Genomic DNA, 16,365 nt, shown 5'->3' on the forward strand with positions numbered 1-16,365 from the left:
TGTCAACAGTCTGGCGAGCTTTCTTTTTGGAGGAAACAATAAATGAGCTTATTAAACGTAGAAAATTTGGGACATACATTCGGAGATCGCACTCTTTTCAAAGAGGTTTCTTTTCGTTTAGTGGAAGGAGAACATGTTGGACTAGTTGGTGCAAACGGTGTTGGTAAATCCACTTTGATGAATATACTGACAGGCGAAATCATTTATGATGAGGGCCGTGTAGAATGGTTACCTGGCACTCATTACGGTTATTTAGATCAGCATACACGTTTACAACAAGGACGCTCCATGTTCGACACACTTCGAGATGCCTTTTTGCCTCTTTATAAAAAAGAGGAAGAGTTAAATGAAATCATAGCAAAAATGGCAGATGCCACTCCAGAGGAATTGGAAGAATTACTTGAACAAATGGCGGAAATTCAAGATGCTTTAGATGCTGGTGATTTTTATACATTAGACATGAAAGTGGAAGAGGTTGCTCGAGGGCTTGGACTAGATGCGATTGGATTAGATCGTCCGGTCGAAGCACTTTCTGGCGGACAACGTACAAAGGTACTTCTAGCTAAGCTTTTATTAGAGAAGCCAAAAGTATTGTTATTAGATGAGCCTACCAACTATTTAGATGAAGAACATGTTTCTTGGTTATCAAACTATCTGAAAAACTATCCATATGCATTTTTATTAATCTCGCATGATACAGAATTTATGAATGGCATTGTGGATGTCATCTTCCACTTAGAGTTTTCGAAGCTGACTCGCTATACTGCTTCCTATGAAAAATTCTTAGAGCTTGCTGAGTTAAATAAAAGACAACATATTGATGCTTATGAAAAGCAACAAGACTTTATTAAAAAACAAGAAGAATTTATTGCCAAAAATAAAGCACGTTATTCCACAACGGGACGAGCAAAATCCCGCCAGAAACAGCTTGATCGTATCGAGCGTATAGACCGTCCGGAAACAGCAGCAAAGCCTGAATTTAGTTTTAAAGAGTCGCGTAGCTCCGGTCGATATGTAGTAGAAGCAGAACATTTAGAAATCGGATATGACAAAGCTTTACTTCCTCCTCTAACGTTTAATATTGAACGTGGAGAAAAAATTGCACTTGTTGGAATGAATGGTATTGGTAAATCTACTTTACTTAAAACAATGCTAGGTAAGATTCCTGCGTTAGGTGGAAAAGTAACTCGTGGAGACTTCTTATTCCCTTCTTATTTTGAACAAGAAGTAAAAGCTGGGAATATTACCCCGATTGAAGCGATTTGGGAAGTTTATCCTAGTATGGAGCAAAGCCAAGTACGCGCAGCTCTAGCTCGGACAGGTTTAAAAAGTGAGCATATATCTCGTCCCCTTTCTAGTTTAAGTGGTGGAGAGCAAGCTAAAGTACGTTTATGTAAACTGATGATGGAAGAAAGTAACTGGTTAATCTTTGACGAACCGACTAACCATTTAGATATCCATGCAAAAGAAGAACTAAAACGAGCAATGAAAGAATTTAAAGGAACAATCGTGCTCGTGAGCCATGAACCTGAATTCTATGAAGGCTTAGTAACAAAAGTATGGAACGTAGAGGAATGGTTCTCCACAGGAAAAGAAGTTATAGAAGAATAGGTTTGTTTTTTGATTGCCCTGAGCTTAGTATAGCTCGGGGCTTTTTGGTCCGTTATTATTCATTATTGTTTTTTAAAGTCTTAAACTACCCGAAAATGATAAATAGAAAGCCTATTATTAGTAATAGTTGATACTTGTATTTGCACCTTAATAGCCGCATGAACGACTTTATGAGACTGCGGGATGCGGGGTCGTGCGCCGCCAAGCGCAAGTGCAAATAGGTTCGTAGAATTCTTATCAACAGCAATGTTCTAGTAAATTTAAAAGTACAAGGGAACCAAATTGTATTTGGAGCGTCCAATATTATGAGTAAAGTAACTAAAATTAAAAAAGAGCCTCCTCACTGGAGACTCTTCTCTTTATTAAGCTAAAACTAATGATTCTTTTGCTATTTCATCATTCATAATTAATTCTTTCAAGCGTTGTTTCGCTCTAAAAAGTCGTGATTTTACCGTACCAATAGAAACCTTCATCACTTCGGCAATTTCAATCAATGAATATTGGTGAACATAGAAGTATAAAACTGTTTTTTGATAGATACCATCTAATTCTGCAACTTTGGAACGAATGATTTCACTTACGTCTTCTTTCTCCAGTTGCTCCTCCACCGATAATACATCGGAAGCAATTAAATCTAAAATAGAAACATCCAACTGTTCGGGTTGGTTTGCAACATATTTGCTACGTCGCACTTGTTTGCGGTAACGATCACGGAACGTATTCATACAAATAGTTGTTAACCACGCTTTTAAGTGGTCAACTTCTTTCATATAAGATTCGTAACGTACGACCTTCATCCAAACCTCTTGCATTAAATCTTCCGCATCTATTTGGTTTTTAGTTAATTTTAAACATAAGTAATATATGTAACGGTTATATTCTTCATAAACATTTTCTAATTTGACTTGCATGATTATTCCTCCGCTCAGCTTTTGTTGATACCTTTATAATGCCAAATATCAACCTTTCACTCCATCGGATTCTCTTTCAATTCTATTACAAACGTGTAAGAATAAAAAACGCAAGGAGTAATTATCTCTCTTGCGTCTCTACTTCAGTTATAATCTCTTTTTTTATTATTGTTAATTTAGCAATACGGTTTCGATCCATTTCGTTTACCTCGAAAAGAAGATTTTCATAGGTAAACTGTTCATTTTCTTCCGGAACATGCCCTAACTGATCCAGTATAAAGCCACCGATCGTATCATTTTCATTCAAGATGTTAATATTAAACATTTGATTAACATCTTCTATCTCCAAACGTCCTGCACAGATTAATTGATTATCGGTCATCTCATGCACTAATATTTCTTCATCATAATCGGTTTCGTCTTCAATTTCTTGCCCGATCATTTCTTCTAATATGTCTTCATGTGTCACAATTCCAAGTGTTCCACCATATTCATCTAATACAACGGCCATATGTTTTTTGTGCGTCAACATCAGTTTAAAGACTTTCTCGACACTCAATGTCTGAACTACAAATAATGGCTCTTTATCAATTATTTCCTCTAAACTTGTAGATGGAACCATCGACCACTCAATCAGCTTTTTCGAATAAAACATTCCCACTATTGTATCCATATCCTCATCGTATACAGGATATCGAGTGTAAAAGTGTTCTAATATCGTATCTCGTACTTCCTCATATGTAGCTTGTAAAGGAATTGCAACCACTTCTGTTCGGTGGGTTGACAAAACATCCGATACATCTTTATTTGGAAAATCGAGTATACCTTTTAAACGTTCTGATTCTTCTTCTTCGAATGTCCCATTGTTAGAGGCAATATCTACCATATTTAATAATTCTTCTTTTGAAATGGTTGTTTCCCTTACCGCTCCTTTAGAACCAATACGAATCATCATATTGATGAGTCCTGCTATTAAAAACGTTATTGGTCTTAACAAAGAAACTAGTAGGCGTATGATAGGAGCTATTATGTAGGCAATTGATTCTGAAAAAGTGCCGGCAATTGTTTTTGGTAAAACTTCAGCAAACAGTATTATTACTACCGCTAAAATGACAACGGACCAGGCAATATTCCATTGATAATTCTCAGCTATCAGGATTAACAAAACAGTTGCTGCTATATTTGCAATAGTATTTCCAACTAAAATTGTTATGATCATTCGGTCCGGTTTCGATAAAAGAACAAGTAATTTCTCTGCTGCTCTCTCCTCTTGTTCAGCTCGTAACCGGACCTTCGTCCTATTAACTGTTGTTAAAGCTGTTTCACTACCTGATAAAAAAAATGATACAAGTAGTAAAAAACCTAATAGTACAAATTCTATGTACAAGTGTGTATCCTCCTAAAATGATTAAGTCGAACAGTATTTCTTTATAACTATATCATACTGTGATTTTAGTTGTCACAAATCTTATGCTATACTATTTCTATTCACGAAATTTTATGAAAAGAGGGGTTTTAGTGAGCCAATTTTCAGCATTAGACAATTACTTTACAGAAAAAAGAGAAGAACAATTAGAAGAATTAAAACAATTCTTACGCATACCAAGCATTTCTTCCTTATCAGAGCATAAAGATGATATGCAAAAAGGTGCACAGTGGCTAGCTGATTCATTCACAAAAGCTGGATTAGAAAATGTCATCATTGATAAAACAAGTGGTCATCCTGTTGTATATGCAGATTGGTTACACGCAGAAGGCAAACCAACTATACTTGTTTATGGTCATTATGATGTGCAACCTGTTGACCCTTTAAACCTTTGGGATTCAGAACCATTTGAACCACAAGTTCGAGACAATAAATTATACGCTCGTGGTGCTAGCGATGACAAAGGACAAGTATTTATGCATGTAAAAGCAGTAGAAGCTCTTCTTCAGACAGAAGGAACACTGCCTGTTAATGTAAAGTTTTTAATTGAAGGCGAAGAAGAAATCGGCAGCCCCAATTTAGAAGAATATATTGAGAACAATAAAGAAAAACTTGCTGCTGATGTAATCGTCATTTCAGATACAGGAATGCAAGGCCCTGGTCAACCAGCAGTTTGCTATGGCTTACGAGGACTTTGCGGCGTACAAATTGACGTAAAAGGCGCAAAAGGCGATCTTCACTCTGGTCTTTATGGTGGCGGAGTTCAAAACTCTATTCATGCGCTAGTTTCTATTTTAGATTCTTTCCGTGACGCTGAAGGTACAATCGAAGTAGAAGGATTTTACGATAACGTTCGCCCACTTCTTGATGAAGAAAGAGAAGCATACAAAGCACTTGGTTTTGATGAAGAAGAACTGAAAAAAGAAGTTGGTGTAGACGAGCTTTTTGGTGAAAAAGGTTACTCTCATTTAGAACGAGTGTGGGCCCGCCCTACTTTAGAGATCAATGGTGTATTCGGAGGATTCTCTGGAGAAGGCATTAAAACAGTTTTACCAAGTGAAGCAGGAGCAAAAATCACTTGTCGCTTAGTCCCAGACCAAGATCCTAACAAAATCGTTGCTAAATTAAAAGCTCATATCGAGAAAAATAAGCCAGCTGGTGTCACAGTGACACTAACTGAATTTGATAAAGGAAAACCATTTATTACCCCATTCGATCACCCTGCAATTCAAGCGGCTGGTCGTAGCTATGAGAAGGTATATAAAGTTCCTACAGCATACACTCGCGGCGGAGGTTCCATTCCAATCGTTGCTGCATTCGATGAAATTCTAGGATTGCCAGTAGTTTTAATGGGCTTTGGTCTATCCACAGAAAATTTCCATGCACCAAACGAGCATTTCCATCTAGAAAACTTCGACCAAGGCTTACGAGTAATTGGCGACTACTACTATGAACTAGCAGAGCTTTCCAAAGAAAACTTAAAAAAATAATTCAGCTAAAACACATGGGTTTCAAAAATCCATGTGTTTTTTCACAAAGGATGCTTTAATTGAATATACGAGAAATAACAGCAAATGATGCAGAGAAATTTGTTGACCTAATAAAACAAGTGGAAGATTCCTCCCCTTTCATGTTAATGGAGCCCGGAGAAAGAAAAATAACAGTCGATCTCCAACGATTAGCCATAGAACAAATGGAAAAAGAAAGCAATTCTACTATTTTCATAACTGAACAAAATGGCGAACTAATAGGATATTTAATAGTTATAGGCGGAAAAGCAAAACGAACGAAGCATACTGCATACTTAGTAACTGGAATCTTAGAAAATCATAGAGGCAAAGGTGTAGGAACTAAACTCTTCCAACAATTAGATGCGTGGTCTTCTGACCGTCAAATCAAAAGAATAGAATTAACAGTCGTCACTCAAAACGAAGCAGGATTGTCTTTATATCAAAAGATGGGATTTGAAATAGAAGGCACTAAAAGAAGCTCTCTGCTTATAAATGGCGAACTTCTAGATGAGTACTTTATGTCTAAAATAAAGTAGGAGGACCATATATGCCTTCGGGTACAGCGGGGTATGTTTTTATAAAGTTTGTAACTACTTTTGTCACAACAACAGTCACATCTTTACTGTTAGTACTTTTTAGTCTATTTAGGAGTACTTCTTATAACCTTGGAGAATTGTTTATTGGTTGGTTTATGATTTTCTTCTTTTACAGTGGTCTCATTGTTTTACTTTATGGAAACCTTATATCTATTGGCTTGGATTTTATTCAGAAGAAATGGTTTAGAACGCATGATTGGCTCTATATTTTACTTCATGGTTTTTTCGGATTACTATATGGTCTATTTTTTCAAGAAACGATTGCAGCCATATATGGTATGATAGTCGCTTTATTTTACGGATTTATAGATAAGTGGATAAGAAAGAGTTATTTAGAGAGTAAAAGTATAAAGCTCATTATTTTATTACCGATCATTGCTCTTCCTTTATTTTGGGGTTATTTTCATTTCACTTCCCCTTCCGAACCACCCTTTACCAAAGAAGATGCAGCAAAATTCGCCACATCCACAGCCGGAACAATTGAGAGTAATTTCCCGCAGAAAATTGGCAAGTGGCAAGGATCCATCGACGGTTTTAATGTGGAAAGAGAAACAACTGTCAAACAGATTGATAAAGAAACCTACATCGTAACTCTTACAGAAACCTGGTTTAACAATACAGTGAATGGTTCTTATTCTTCTTCCTATAGGGTAGACCGTAATTCACTTACCGCTATAGAGAATCGTGGCCTAAAACCACCGTATTATAAGAAATAAACTAGTAGCTATTTCGCTTAGAAATAGCTTTTTATTGTGAGAACTGGTTGCTTTGAAAGAAATGGTCTCGGTTATCGTGGAATTGGTCTCGGTTACAAGTAGTTTAGTCTCGGTTACAGTGCGATTGGTCTCGGTTAACGTGGAATTGGTTTTGGTTATAAGTAATTTAGTCTCGATTACGGCGCGATTGGTCTCGTTCAGATGTTTTGTAACATTTTAAGTAAAATAATTCCAGAATGAATTAATTATCTCACTTAAAGATAGCTTTTTATATTGAGAACTGGTTGCTTATGCTAGATCAATGGTTGCTCTACTCATAATTTGGTTGCCCTTTGGACTCGGTTAGTTGCTTTCAGAGTAATGATGGTTGCCCTTTACTAAATCCTTCCATTTATATGAGAGATTATTTTCTTTACTAGGAGAAATGGTCTCGGTTAACGTGAAATTGGTCTCGGATATAAGTAATTTAGTCTCGATTACGACGCGATTGGTCTCGCTTCTCTCTAAATTGGTCTCGTTCAGACGTTTTGTAACATTTTAAGTAAAATAATTCCAGACTAAATTAATTATCTCAACTAGAAATAGCTTGAACTGGTTGCTTATACTAGAACAATAGTTGCTCTAATCACAATTTGGTTGCCCTTTGGACTCGGTTGGTTGCTCCCAGGGCAATGATGGTTGCTTTTTGCCATTTAAAAACAAACAAAAAAGGCTATCTCCATTGAGATAGCCATCTATCAATTACTCGTGTTTTTCAAATACTGTAACAAACTCTTCTATACTTTTTCTTGGTTTCGGCTTTGGCATTTCATCAAAGTAACCGACCTGTAGCATACTGATGATTCGCTCTCCTGCTTTTATTCCAAGTGCTTCGCGGAATTTTGGATTGTCTAAAAATCCTGGTGTTTTCCAGCAAGATCCGATTCCTCGGTCCCAAGCAAGTAGCTGCACATTTTGTACAAGCATACTGGCTGCAGCATAGTCCTCTAATCGTTCCTTTTGGCGTGCATCTTCCGGAACGATGACAAATACATAGCCTCCAGCTAATGTATATTTTTTCATTTGTTTCTCTAAGTCTTCTTCCGAGAGCTCTTTCCACTTAGGTAATGCAAATTCTTTTAAGACATCATATAAATCTAGGAGTTCACTTCCGCATGCAACTACAAATCTCCACGGTTGTCTTAGCTGATGGTTTGGTGCCCATAAAGCGTCTTCTAAAATAGACATTAATACATCCTGTTCTACCGGCTGTCCATTAAATAATTTGATAGAACGTCTCTGTATAATAGCCTCACGAATACTTAATGATTGATTCATCATTTTTTGAAAAACTCCCTTTTAATAAACATGAATGATCATTATTATCATACCAATTATGTCATTACAATAAAAGCCTTGTCTTTCTTAAAGAAGTGTTACTCGGTTTTTCCCATTTTTCTTCGATTGATAAAGTGCTTTATCTGCTCGATCAATGAGCTCTTCCTTTTGTTTAAAAGCATGTTGTTCTGTAGAGGATGCCCCTATACTAATAGTTACTATATTATTATCTATACCTAGACTAAATTTCTGTTCCTCGATTAATAAGCGTATATCTTCTGCTATTTCAATTGCACGTTGGATAGTAGTGTTGGGCAAAACAACAGCAAACTCTTCTCCCCCGTATCTAGCAATAAACCTGTTCCCATTAAACATTTCATTTAATAGCTGGGAACTTTTTTTAAGTAATTCATCCCCTGCTATGTGTCCCTTGTTATCGTTATATAACTTAAAGTTATCTATATCTATCATTAAAAGTGAAAGAGGACTACTCGTTGCAAAGGATTCTGCAAAATATTTACTCATGTATTCATCAAAGTATCTACGATTATATATTCCTGTTAACCCGTCAACTAGAGTCAATTGTTTCAGTTTCTCGTTCTTGTGCTTTAGTTCCTCTGTTCTTTCTTTAATTTTTTCATCCAATGAAACATTCAAAACTTGTAAGTCACTCGATAGTTTTTCTGCTTCTTCAAACTTTCTTGCATAATCTCTACTTAGGTTAATAGATTGAATTAAGACGTATAAAAAGAATCCACTAGTAGACAGTGAAATAGAGTCTATCCAATTAAGCGTAAGTAATACATCATTTAAAACAGTAACAAAATAAATAAGAATGGCTATTAAATTTATACGAGCTGTTGGACGTTTTCTTATAAATGCTAGTATAAGAACATAAGTACCATAAATTATATAAAGCATCATTATTAAAAAGATAGTATTTAATAATGGTCTAAACACTAATGGTTCTTGGAGTAAGGTATACATTATGCAAAAAATAGCTATTATTACCCCAACTATTGTCGGTATTTTTTTCATTTCCTGTGGGTACATTGCTCTCACAAAAAGCAAATAAAATAGAAACAATGCATATATACAAATAATTTCTATTCGATAGACCCATAGCCAATCAACGGTAGGGAATATTTTATTAAAGAAAAATGGTGGTTTTACGATTGTGTAGATAGAAATTAGAACACTAATTAAGCCAAAGTAGAGAAAGACGATCTCTTTTCTTCTAAAAAAGAAAATAACAAGTTCATAAATCCCCATTACTAATATGCCGCCAATAGTAAACATTGTATATGCTAATGTATCACTATGGCTTATTGTTAACTGTTCAGCTGTGCCTATTAATATAGGATTTGACGCCCCTCCTACGGGATGGACATAATTAGAGACATGTAAAACAATATTTAATTCTTTGCTTCTCGGTGTAAAATACACTAAACGGTTGGAATATTCAGGTTCACTCGTTTTAGCACTACTTCCTACAAAGCCATTAGATGCAATTCTTACCCCATTTACAAATAAAGTATAAGAAGTATTTTGGTGTGAAGTTGTAAATGCAAGAGTGTTCCCTACTTTTTCTTGAGGTATAATAACCTTTAAGAAATATGTACCATAACCTAGAGATGTACCCAATGAATCTTCCCAATTCGATGGAACCAACATATTGGCTTGATTATTTTCAATCAATCTATTGTTAATTTCATTTTCATTCAATAGTTCTTTCCAAAAGAACTTCCATTCTCCATTTAATGGAATTGATTCGTTAATAGTAAAGTCTTCCTCTGTTAAAGTTAGTTTTCCGTTTACTGCTGAAGAATGACTAGATGACGGTTCTTGACAAGAAGTTAGTATAAATAAAATAGGAATCAATAGTAGTAAAAAGCGTATTCTCATTCTTTGTAAGCCTTTCTACTCACACAATCAAACTTGTTGAGGTGATGTAATTGTATATGTATTGGATTATTAGTTATATAATTGGAACCTTTCTTACAGCTTGGTGGGTAGGTAAGTGGAAAAAAACTGATTTAAGAACAATTCGTAGTGGTAACTTGGGTGCCAGAAATGCTGGTGCTGTGCTTGGTAAATCCGCCTTTCTTATAACATTTCTAGGAGATGCATTCAAAGGAATTCTTGTTATATATATCGGCATTTATTATCATTTTTCCATGGTAACTATTGCGATCGGTGGATTATTTGTAATATTGGGGCATCTTTTCCCTTTTTGGTTGAAATTTAAAGGTGGCAAGGGAATCGCTACCTTTATTGGTGTAGCTCTTTTTTATCATACACTATTATTTGGAATATTTGTGGTTCTATTTATATTATTATTAATTATTCTTAGAAGTGCTACTTTAAGCATGATCATAGCCTTTTTCACATATGCTTGCATTTGTTTGGTGAACCCAGCTTTTCAAGATGGATGGCCACTTTCCTTAGCAATTATTATTATCCTCATTCGACATCGATTTGACATGATAGAGTCATGGAATAAAAGATGGTGGAAAAAGACCGCATAATTGTTATGAAAATTATAACATTTTTCCGTGAAATATTACGTATACTATTAATCTTTATGCTATAATTATTATCATTTAAATAATTTATCGAATAGGATGTTTAATATGACCAAGAAAAAAATAGCATGGGTTGTAGATAGTAGTGCATATGTAAGTGATACGTTAAAAAACAATCCAGATGTTCACGTTATACCACTTAATATTCATTTTGGACAACAAGAATTTATAGATGGTGTTGACTTAACTTCAGCACAATTATACGATCGACTTCGTATAGAAACCGAGTCGATTAAAACATCTCAACCATCCGCTGGACAGTTCGCAGAGCTATATTCAAAATTAGATAAAGAATATGAGTCTATCATAGCAATCCACGTTACCAATAGTTTAAGTGGGACGATTTCAGCCTCGATGAGTGGTGCTCAAATTGCAAACGTGCGTATGGAATGTGTTGATTCCCTTTCATTATCTGCCGGGATCACCGGTCTTGTTGATAAAGGATTCCTTTTACAAGAACAAGGTCTATCTTTCGAAGAAATAGCTGACCAATTAAGAACATATGCTACAAAATTTCGTAATTATATTCTCATAGGAAATTTAACTCGACTTTACAAAAGTGGAAGACTAAGTAGCGTACAGTTTTATTTGGGCAGTTTACTGAAAATAAAACCGGTAATTCAAATTAATAATAAAGGCGAGCTTCAGGAACTGGATAAGGTTCGCTCCCATAAAAAAGCAATACAGTATTTAATAAATAATGTTGTAAAGTCAGTCCAAACAGAAGGTGCAGAAGTAGTATATATTATGCATGCAAACGCATTGGAACAAGCGGAGAGCTTAAAAGAAGCCATTCAGTTGCAAGTACCTAATCTACAGTTAGAAATTGGAGAAATAAGTACTTCTTTAGCAGTGCATGCTGGAGAAGAAACAATAGCTGTGCTTTGGTACGCTTCCTAATAAAACAAGAGGGTCACCCATGGATTTGGGTCCCCTCTTTTATTATTGTTAAAAATTGTCTTTAACGTGAAAGAAAATATAACTCGTTTTTGAAGTATAGGCATAGGAATCTGCATAATTCCAATACCTATTTCGACTGTTATTCGTATGTGCGTTTACATATGGCATTCCATTTTGAATACTTGTCACAATAGTAGAATGATCGTATCTGCCGTCTCCTTCAAAATCATAAAAAATTAAATCTCCTGGAACCAGTTTCGTTGGGGAATTTACTTGTGTTGCTTGCAATCCCCTTGTAGATCCTGCCAAATACCAACGTAACGAATGTGGTGTACTCCAACTAAAGCTCCATGAATTACTACCTAGCCACCATCCCCTCTCTCTATTTGGCTGCCCTCTCATCGGGGCACCCCCTGCAAACAGACATTGTGAGATATAATTGGTACAATCCACATCAAATTTAGGAAACTTCGGGTTATAGCTATTCCACCACTTTTGAGCATACGCCACAGCTGCATCACGATCATACTTTACCAAATTTCAACCTCCCTATACTTTGTTTATATGATTTCAATGAAAATATATGCTAGTATTGAGTCAATGAATCCTTTTTTAAAGCAAACAAACAGAAACTGAGTAGATAACGGTGGAATTAGGCTCGGTTTTAGAAAGGAAGATGGCTGATGCCACAACATGCCGAGAAAGAAATTACAGTACCTACCTTACTTTGCGATGATAAAGGCAACTTGAATCCAAAAGCAATCGGTTATGCTAAAAAGCCAATTATTGAAAGCAATCTTAAGGGTCACTATATGAGAAAGAAGAAGTGGAATTATTGGTGCGTGTTCGGGGATGAAATTCTCTTTTCTGCAACAATTAGTCATTTAGATTATGCAGCGGTTTGCTTTGTTTACTTTTTAAATTACGAAACGCAACGATTTGTGGAGAAAACGGTAACCATTCCTTTAGGAAATAAAGTAAAAATGCCCACACAAATTTTAGAAAGCGTACAATTACATTCAAAAGAAATGTCTATTCAACTATTATATATACAGAATGAAACACATATGACTGTTACTATCCCTAACTTTGATGGAGATCTCTTGCATGCTGACTTACATATTTCACACCCTACAGAGGATGATTCGCTAAACGTCGTAATCCCATGGAGTCGTACACAATTTCAATTTACGGCAAAGCATCATCTATTACCTACTACGGGTTTTGTGAAAATTGGTGATTCAAGGTATTCTTTTCAAGAAGAGGATAATTTCTCGGTACTCGACTATGGAAGAGGCGTTTGGCCCCGTGAAGCTACTTATAACTGGGGATTTGCATCCCAACGTGTTGGTCTAAAAAGAATCGGATTAAACTTTGGCGGTAAATGGACAGATGGAACAGGGATGACGGAAAACGCCATTTTTGTCGATGGTCAAATGACAAAAATTCATGAAGATTTGTTGTTTTCCTATAACCCGCTTGATTTCATGGAACCTTGGACGATCAAAACTAAGTTTTCCAATGATGTGAATCTAACCTTTACTCCATTTTTCCACCGTATCGCTAAAACTGATGCAAAGCTAATTACCTCAGAAATCAATCAAATGATGGGTTACTATAATGGTAAAATCCAATTAGAAAACGGTCCAACTCTGCATATTCGAAAAATGCTAGGTTGTATTGAAGAACATAAAGCAAAATGGTAAATATATGATTAAACCGCTATTTCCTGAGGCATTGATTACTCAGGAAGTAGCGGTTTTTTGGTTAGTTGGAATTTTGAGTTGGTTAGTTGGAAAAATGGATGGTTTAGTTGGAATAATGGACGGGTTAGTTGGAAAATTTTTATTTTTAGTTAGAAAAGTCCCTTTTTCCCTAATTCAATTGTTTAATCATTTCTTTATTTCTGTCTTTAAATACTTCGTTATGAGAAGAAACCATTGCAATTTTGCTTGCATCTGGTTGAATATATTGTTTTGCACGGTTGACAGCATTTGCAGCATCATGAAAGGTTCCAGCAATTAAATGCAGTTTACCAGGATGATGAAGAATATCTCCAGCAGCAAAAACACCTTCAACAGAAGACTCGCTTAAACTATTGCCAGCAACATAAAAATTCTCTGCAATGTCGATATCAATAGCACTATTCTTCAATAAATCTGCATCTTGTTCATATCCGTGATTGATAACCACTTCATCAATAGCTAGATAGGTAACCTCTCCAGTTTCATGATTTGTTAAAGCTACACGCTCAATTACATCATGATTATCGTTAGCGATTAGCTTTGAAATAGTTGTATTGAAAAAACATGTTACAGTGCTCTCAAGTAGTTGACTTATTTGTGCTTCATGACCATTTAAGGCATCTTTTCGATAAGTAACAAAAACCTTTTTTGCAATTGGCTCTAGTTCATTTGCCCAATCGATCGCTGCATTTCCTCCTCCTGAAATGACAATCGTTTTATTTTTAAATCGTTGTCGAGACTTCACCGTGTAGTTTAAATTACTCACTTCATATCTTTCTGCCCCTTCAATCTCTAGCTTAATCGGATTTAATATCCCACTTCCAACGGCGATAATAATGGTTTTTGAGAAATGGAGTTGCCCAGATGCAGTATGTAAAACAAATAATCCATTTTCTTCACGAGCGATCGATTCTACCTTTTCGTTTAACACGACCTCTGGATCAAACGTTAGCCCTTGCTGCACCAATTGAACAATTAACCTTTCACCTGAAATTGGAGTTTGTCCTCCTACATCCCAAATCATTTTCTCTGGATAAACATGTATCTTCCCACCTAAATGAGGCTGATATTCAATAATCTTTGTTTTCATTTCACGTAATCCACTGTAAAACGCTGAATATAGCCCTGCTGGACCTCCACCAATTATCGTCACATCAAAAATATTATCCATTTTACCCAGTCCTCCGCTAAAAATTATTGTTGACATCATTCATAAAGTTACCTATAGTTGCATATATGATAATGATAATCGTTATCAATTATAAAAGCAATCTTAAGTTTGGAGGATTACATATGGTTCGTCTTTATACAGATGATTTGTCTATAAGCTATGGCGATCGGTTAATTGTGAAAGAATTATCTGTTGAAATACCTGACCAAAAAATTACAACCATAATTGGCCCAAATGGATGCGGGAAATCTACCCTACTAAAAGCAATTACTCGTATTATTTCGCACCATTCTGGCGCAATCGTCTTAGATGGGAAAAGCGTTACAAAAGAAAACACGAAGAATCTAGCAAAGAAAATGGCCATTTTACCCCAAACTCCTGAAAGTGCTGCAGGTCTAACTGTTGGAGAGCTTGTTTCGTATGGTCGATTTCCATATCAAACTGGATTTGGTCGTCTTTCAAAAAAAGATTATGAGGTAATCGATTGGGCACTAAGAGTTACAGGTACAAGTGAATTTAAGTACTACCCCGTTGACTCTCTATCGGGAGGTCAACGCCAACGTGTATGGATAGCAATGGCCCTTGCTCAAGAAACAGAAATTATTTTCTTGGATGAACCTACTACTTACTTGGACATGGCCCACCAGCTGGAAGTCCTTGAGCTTTTACAAAAACTGAACAAAGAAGAAAAACGCACAATTGTTATGGTTTTACACGATCTCAATCAAGCCGCACGATTTGCTGACTATATTATTGCCTTAAAATCAGGTCAAATTGTTAAAGCAGGTAGCTGTAATGAAGTGATTACACAAAAAGTATTACAAAATGTGTTCCAAATTGATGCTGAAATTGGCGTTGATCCACGAACAAATAAACCAATGTGCATTACATACAATTTACTCAAAGGAGAATAAGATCATGAGAAAACTATTATTATCTATGTTATTTTTGACTGTACTAATATTAGGAGCATGTAATAGCGAACCAGCTGAAACGAAAGCAAGTGAAGAAAAAGAAGAGCCTACTACAATTACATATCAATCAGAAGAAGGTCCAGTAGAAGTTCCGGCAGATCCGAAGCGAGTTGTTGTTGTTTCTTCTTTCGCTGGGAATGTTGCTGCACTTGGCGTTAATCTAGTGGGAGTTGATTCTTGGTCCAAACAAAATCCTCGATACGAAAGCTATTTAGCAGATGTGGAGGAAGTATCTGAAGAAAATCTCGAGAAAATTATTGAACTAAATCCGGATTTAATCATTGGACTTTCTACTGCACAAAATCTAGATAAATTAAAAGAAATCGCACCGACTGTAACATTCACTTATGGAAAAGTAGATTACTTAACGCAGCATTTAGAAATAGGAAAACTATTAAACAAAGAAAAAGAAGCGCAAGATTGGATCAATGATTTTAAAGAACGTGCTAAATCTGCTGGTGATGAAATAAAAGATGTAATTGGTGAAGATGCAACCGTTTCAGTAATTGAGAATTTCGATAAACAACTATATGTATTCGGTGATAACTGGGGACGTGGAACAGAAGTACTTTATCAAGAAATGGGCTTAAAAATGCCCGAGAAAGTAAAAGAAATGGCATTAGAAGCTGGATACTACGCTTTATCCTTAGAAGTACTACCAGAATACAGTGGAGATTATGTCATTTTTAGTAAAACAGCAGATCAAGATAACTCTTTCCAAGAAACAGATGTATACAAAAATATCCCCGCTGTTAAAAATAATCGAGTTTTTGAAGCGAATGCAAAGGAATTTTATTTTAATGATCCAATTTCATTAGATTTCCAACTTGAATTCTTTAAAGATCATTTTTTAGGTAGTAAGTAATAATAGCGGAGGAATTCTAGGAATAGATTCCTCCTCT

At 35.7% G+C, this 16,365-nt stretch carries 15 protein-coding genes; 9 read left to right on the forward strand and 6 right to left on the reverse strand.

What is annotated here, in order from left to right; genetic code table 11:
- Positions 1-42: 42 nt before the first annotated feature.
- Entirely contained in the window at positions 43-1,611 is a 1,569-nt protein-coding gene (locus tag WAX74_RS04930; protein WP_336496548.1) for an ABC-F family ATP-binding cassette domain-containing protein, read from the forward strand.
- Between the two features lie 362 nt (positions 1,612-1,973).
- Here WAX74_RS04930 and WAX74_RS04935 read toward each other — a convergent pair whose 3' ends face one another.
- Both WAX74_RS04935 and WAX74_RS04940 read right to left on the reverse strand, forming a co-directional pair.
- Positions 1,974-2,522 (reverse strand): RNA polymerase sigma factor, encoded by a 549-nt coding sequence (locus tag WAX74_RS04935; RefSeq protein ID WP_336496549.1) that lies wholly within the window; start codon positions 2,520-2,522, stop codon positions 1,974-1,976.
- A gap of 121 nt (positions 2,523-2,643) precedes the next feature.
- Positions 2,644-3,909 (reverse strand): hemolysin family protein, encoded by a 1,266-nt coding sequence (locus tag WAX74_RS04940; RefSeq protein WP_336496550.1) that lies wholly within the window; start codon positions 3,907-3,909, stop codon positions 2,644-2,646.
- Between the two features lie 113 nt (positions 3,910-4,022).
- Between WAX74_RS04940 and WAX74_RS04945 the strand changes: the two genes are divergently transcribed.
- The 3 genes from WAX74_RS04945 to WAX74_RS04955 are packed head-to-tail and all read left to right on the forward strand — an operon-like array spanning position 4,023 to position 6,771.
- Complete coding sequence (locus WAX74_RS04945) at positions 4,023-5,438, forward strand: dipeptidase (RefSeq protein ID WP_336496551.1); 1,416 nt, start codon at positions 4,023-4,025, stop codon at positions 5,436-5,438.
- A gap of 59 nt (positions 5,439-5,497) precedes the next feature.
- Entirely contained in the window at positions 5,498-5,995 is a 498-nt protein-coding gene (locus WAX74_RS04950; protein ID WP_336496552.1) for a GNAT family N-acetyltransferase, read from the forward strand.
- Positions 5,996-6,006: 11 nt separating this feature from the next.
- Positions 6,007-6,771, forward strand: a complete 765-nt coding sequence (locus WAX74_RS04955) for a hypothetical protein (RefSeq protein WP_336496553.1) — start codon at positions 6,007-6,009, stop codon at positions 6,769-6,771.
- A gap of 741 nt (positions 6,772-7,512) precedes the next feature.
- Here WAX74_RS04955 and WAX74_RS04960 read toward each other — a convergent pair.
- Positions 7,513-8,091, reverse strand: a complete 579-nt coding sequence (locus WAX74_RS04960) for a nitroreductase family protein (RefSeq protein ID WP_336496554.1) — start codon at positions 8,089-8,091, stop codon at positions 7,513-7,515.
- A gap of 84 nt (positions 8,092-8,175) precedes the next feature.
- Positions 8,176-9,993, reverse strand: coding sequence for a sensor domain-containing diguanylate cyclase (locus WAX74_RS04965; protein ID WP_336496555.1), 1,818 nt, complete (start codon positions 9,991-9,993; stop codon positions 8,176-8,178).
- Positions 9,994-10,049: 56 nt separating this feature from the next.
- On the opposite strand from WAX74_RS04965, the gene WAX74_RS04970 reads away from it, so the two are divergent.
- The gene (locus tag WAX74_RS04970) at positions 10,050-10,616 is read left to right on the forward strand and encodes a glycerol-3-phosphate acyltransferase (protein WP_336496556.1); all 567 of its coding nucleotides are present in this window, start codon (positions 10,050-10,052) and stop codon (positions 10,614-10,616) included.
- A gap of 105 nt (positions 10,617-10,721) precedes the next feature.
- Positions 10,722-11,573: a DegV family protein gene (locus tag WAX74_RS04975; RefSeq protein WP_336496557.1), complete on the forward strand. Its 852-nt coding sequence runs from the start codon at positions 10,722-10,724 to the stop codon at positions 11,571-11,573.
- A 48-nt stretch (positions 11,574-11,621) separates the two neighbouring features.
- On the opposite strand, the gene WAX74_RS04980 is transcribed toward WAX74_RS04975, so the two are convergent.
- Positions 11,622-12,110, reverse strand: a complete 489-nt coding sequence (locus WAX74_RS04980; RefSeq protein WP_336496558.1) for an amidase domain-containing protein — start codon at positions 12,108-12,110, stop codon at positions 11,622-11,624.
- A 146-nt stretch (positions 12,111-12,256) separates the two neighbouring features.
- Here WAX74_RS04980 and WAX74_RS04985 point away from each other — a divergent pair, with 146 nt between their 5' ends.
- The gene (locus tag WAX74_RS04985; protein WP_336496559.1) at positions 12,257-13,279 is read left to right on the forward strand and encodes a DUF2804 domain-containing protein; all 1,023 of its coding nucleotides are present in this window, start codon (positions 12,257-12,259) and stop codon (positions 13,277-13,279) included.
- Positions 13,280-13,448: 169 nt separating this feature from the next.
- On the opposite strand, the gene WAX74_RS04990 is transcribed toward WAX74_RS04985, so the two are convergent.
- Entirely contained in the window at positions 13,449-14,489 is a 1,041-nt protein-coding gene (locus tag WAX74_RS04990) for an NAD(P)/FAD-dependent oxidoreductase (RefSeq protein WP_336496560.1), read from the reverse strand.
- A gap of 122 nt (positions 14,490-14,611) precedes the next feature.
- On the opposite strand from WAX74_RS04990, the gene WAX74_RS04995 reads away from it, so the two are divergent.
- Together WAX74_RS04995 and WAX74_RS05000 are read left to right on the forward strand one after the other, a co-directional pair.
- On the forward strand, positions 14,612-15,403 hold the full coding sequence (locus WAX74_RS04995; protein ID WP_336496561.1) for an ABC transporter ATP-binding protein: 792 nt from the start codon (positions 14,612-14,614) through the stop codon (positions 15,401-15,403).
- A gap of 4 nt (positions 15,404-15,407) precedes the next feature.
- Entirely contained in the window at positions 15,408-16,328 is a 921-nt protein-coding gene (locus WAX74_RS05000) for an iron-hydroxamate ABC transporter substrate-binding protein (protein ID WP_336496562.1), read from the forward strand.
- Positions 16,329-16,365 lie beyond the last annotated feature (37 nt).

Origin of the sequence: Psychrobacillus mangrovi (assembly GCF_037104765.1) — a bacterium.
Taxonomy (GTDB): domain Bacteria; phylum Bacillota; class Bacilli; order Bacillales_A; family Planococcaceae; genus Psychrobacillus; species Psychrobacillus mangrovi.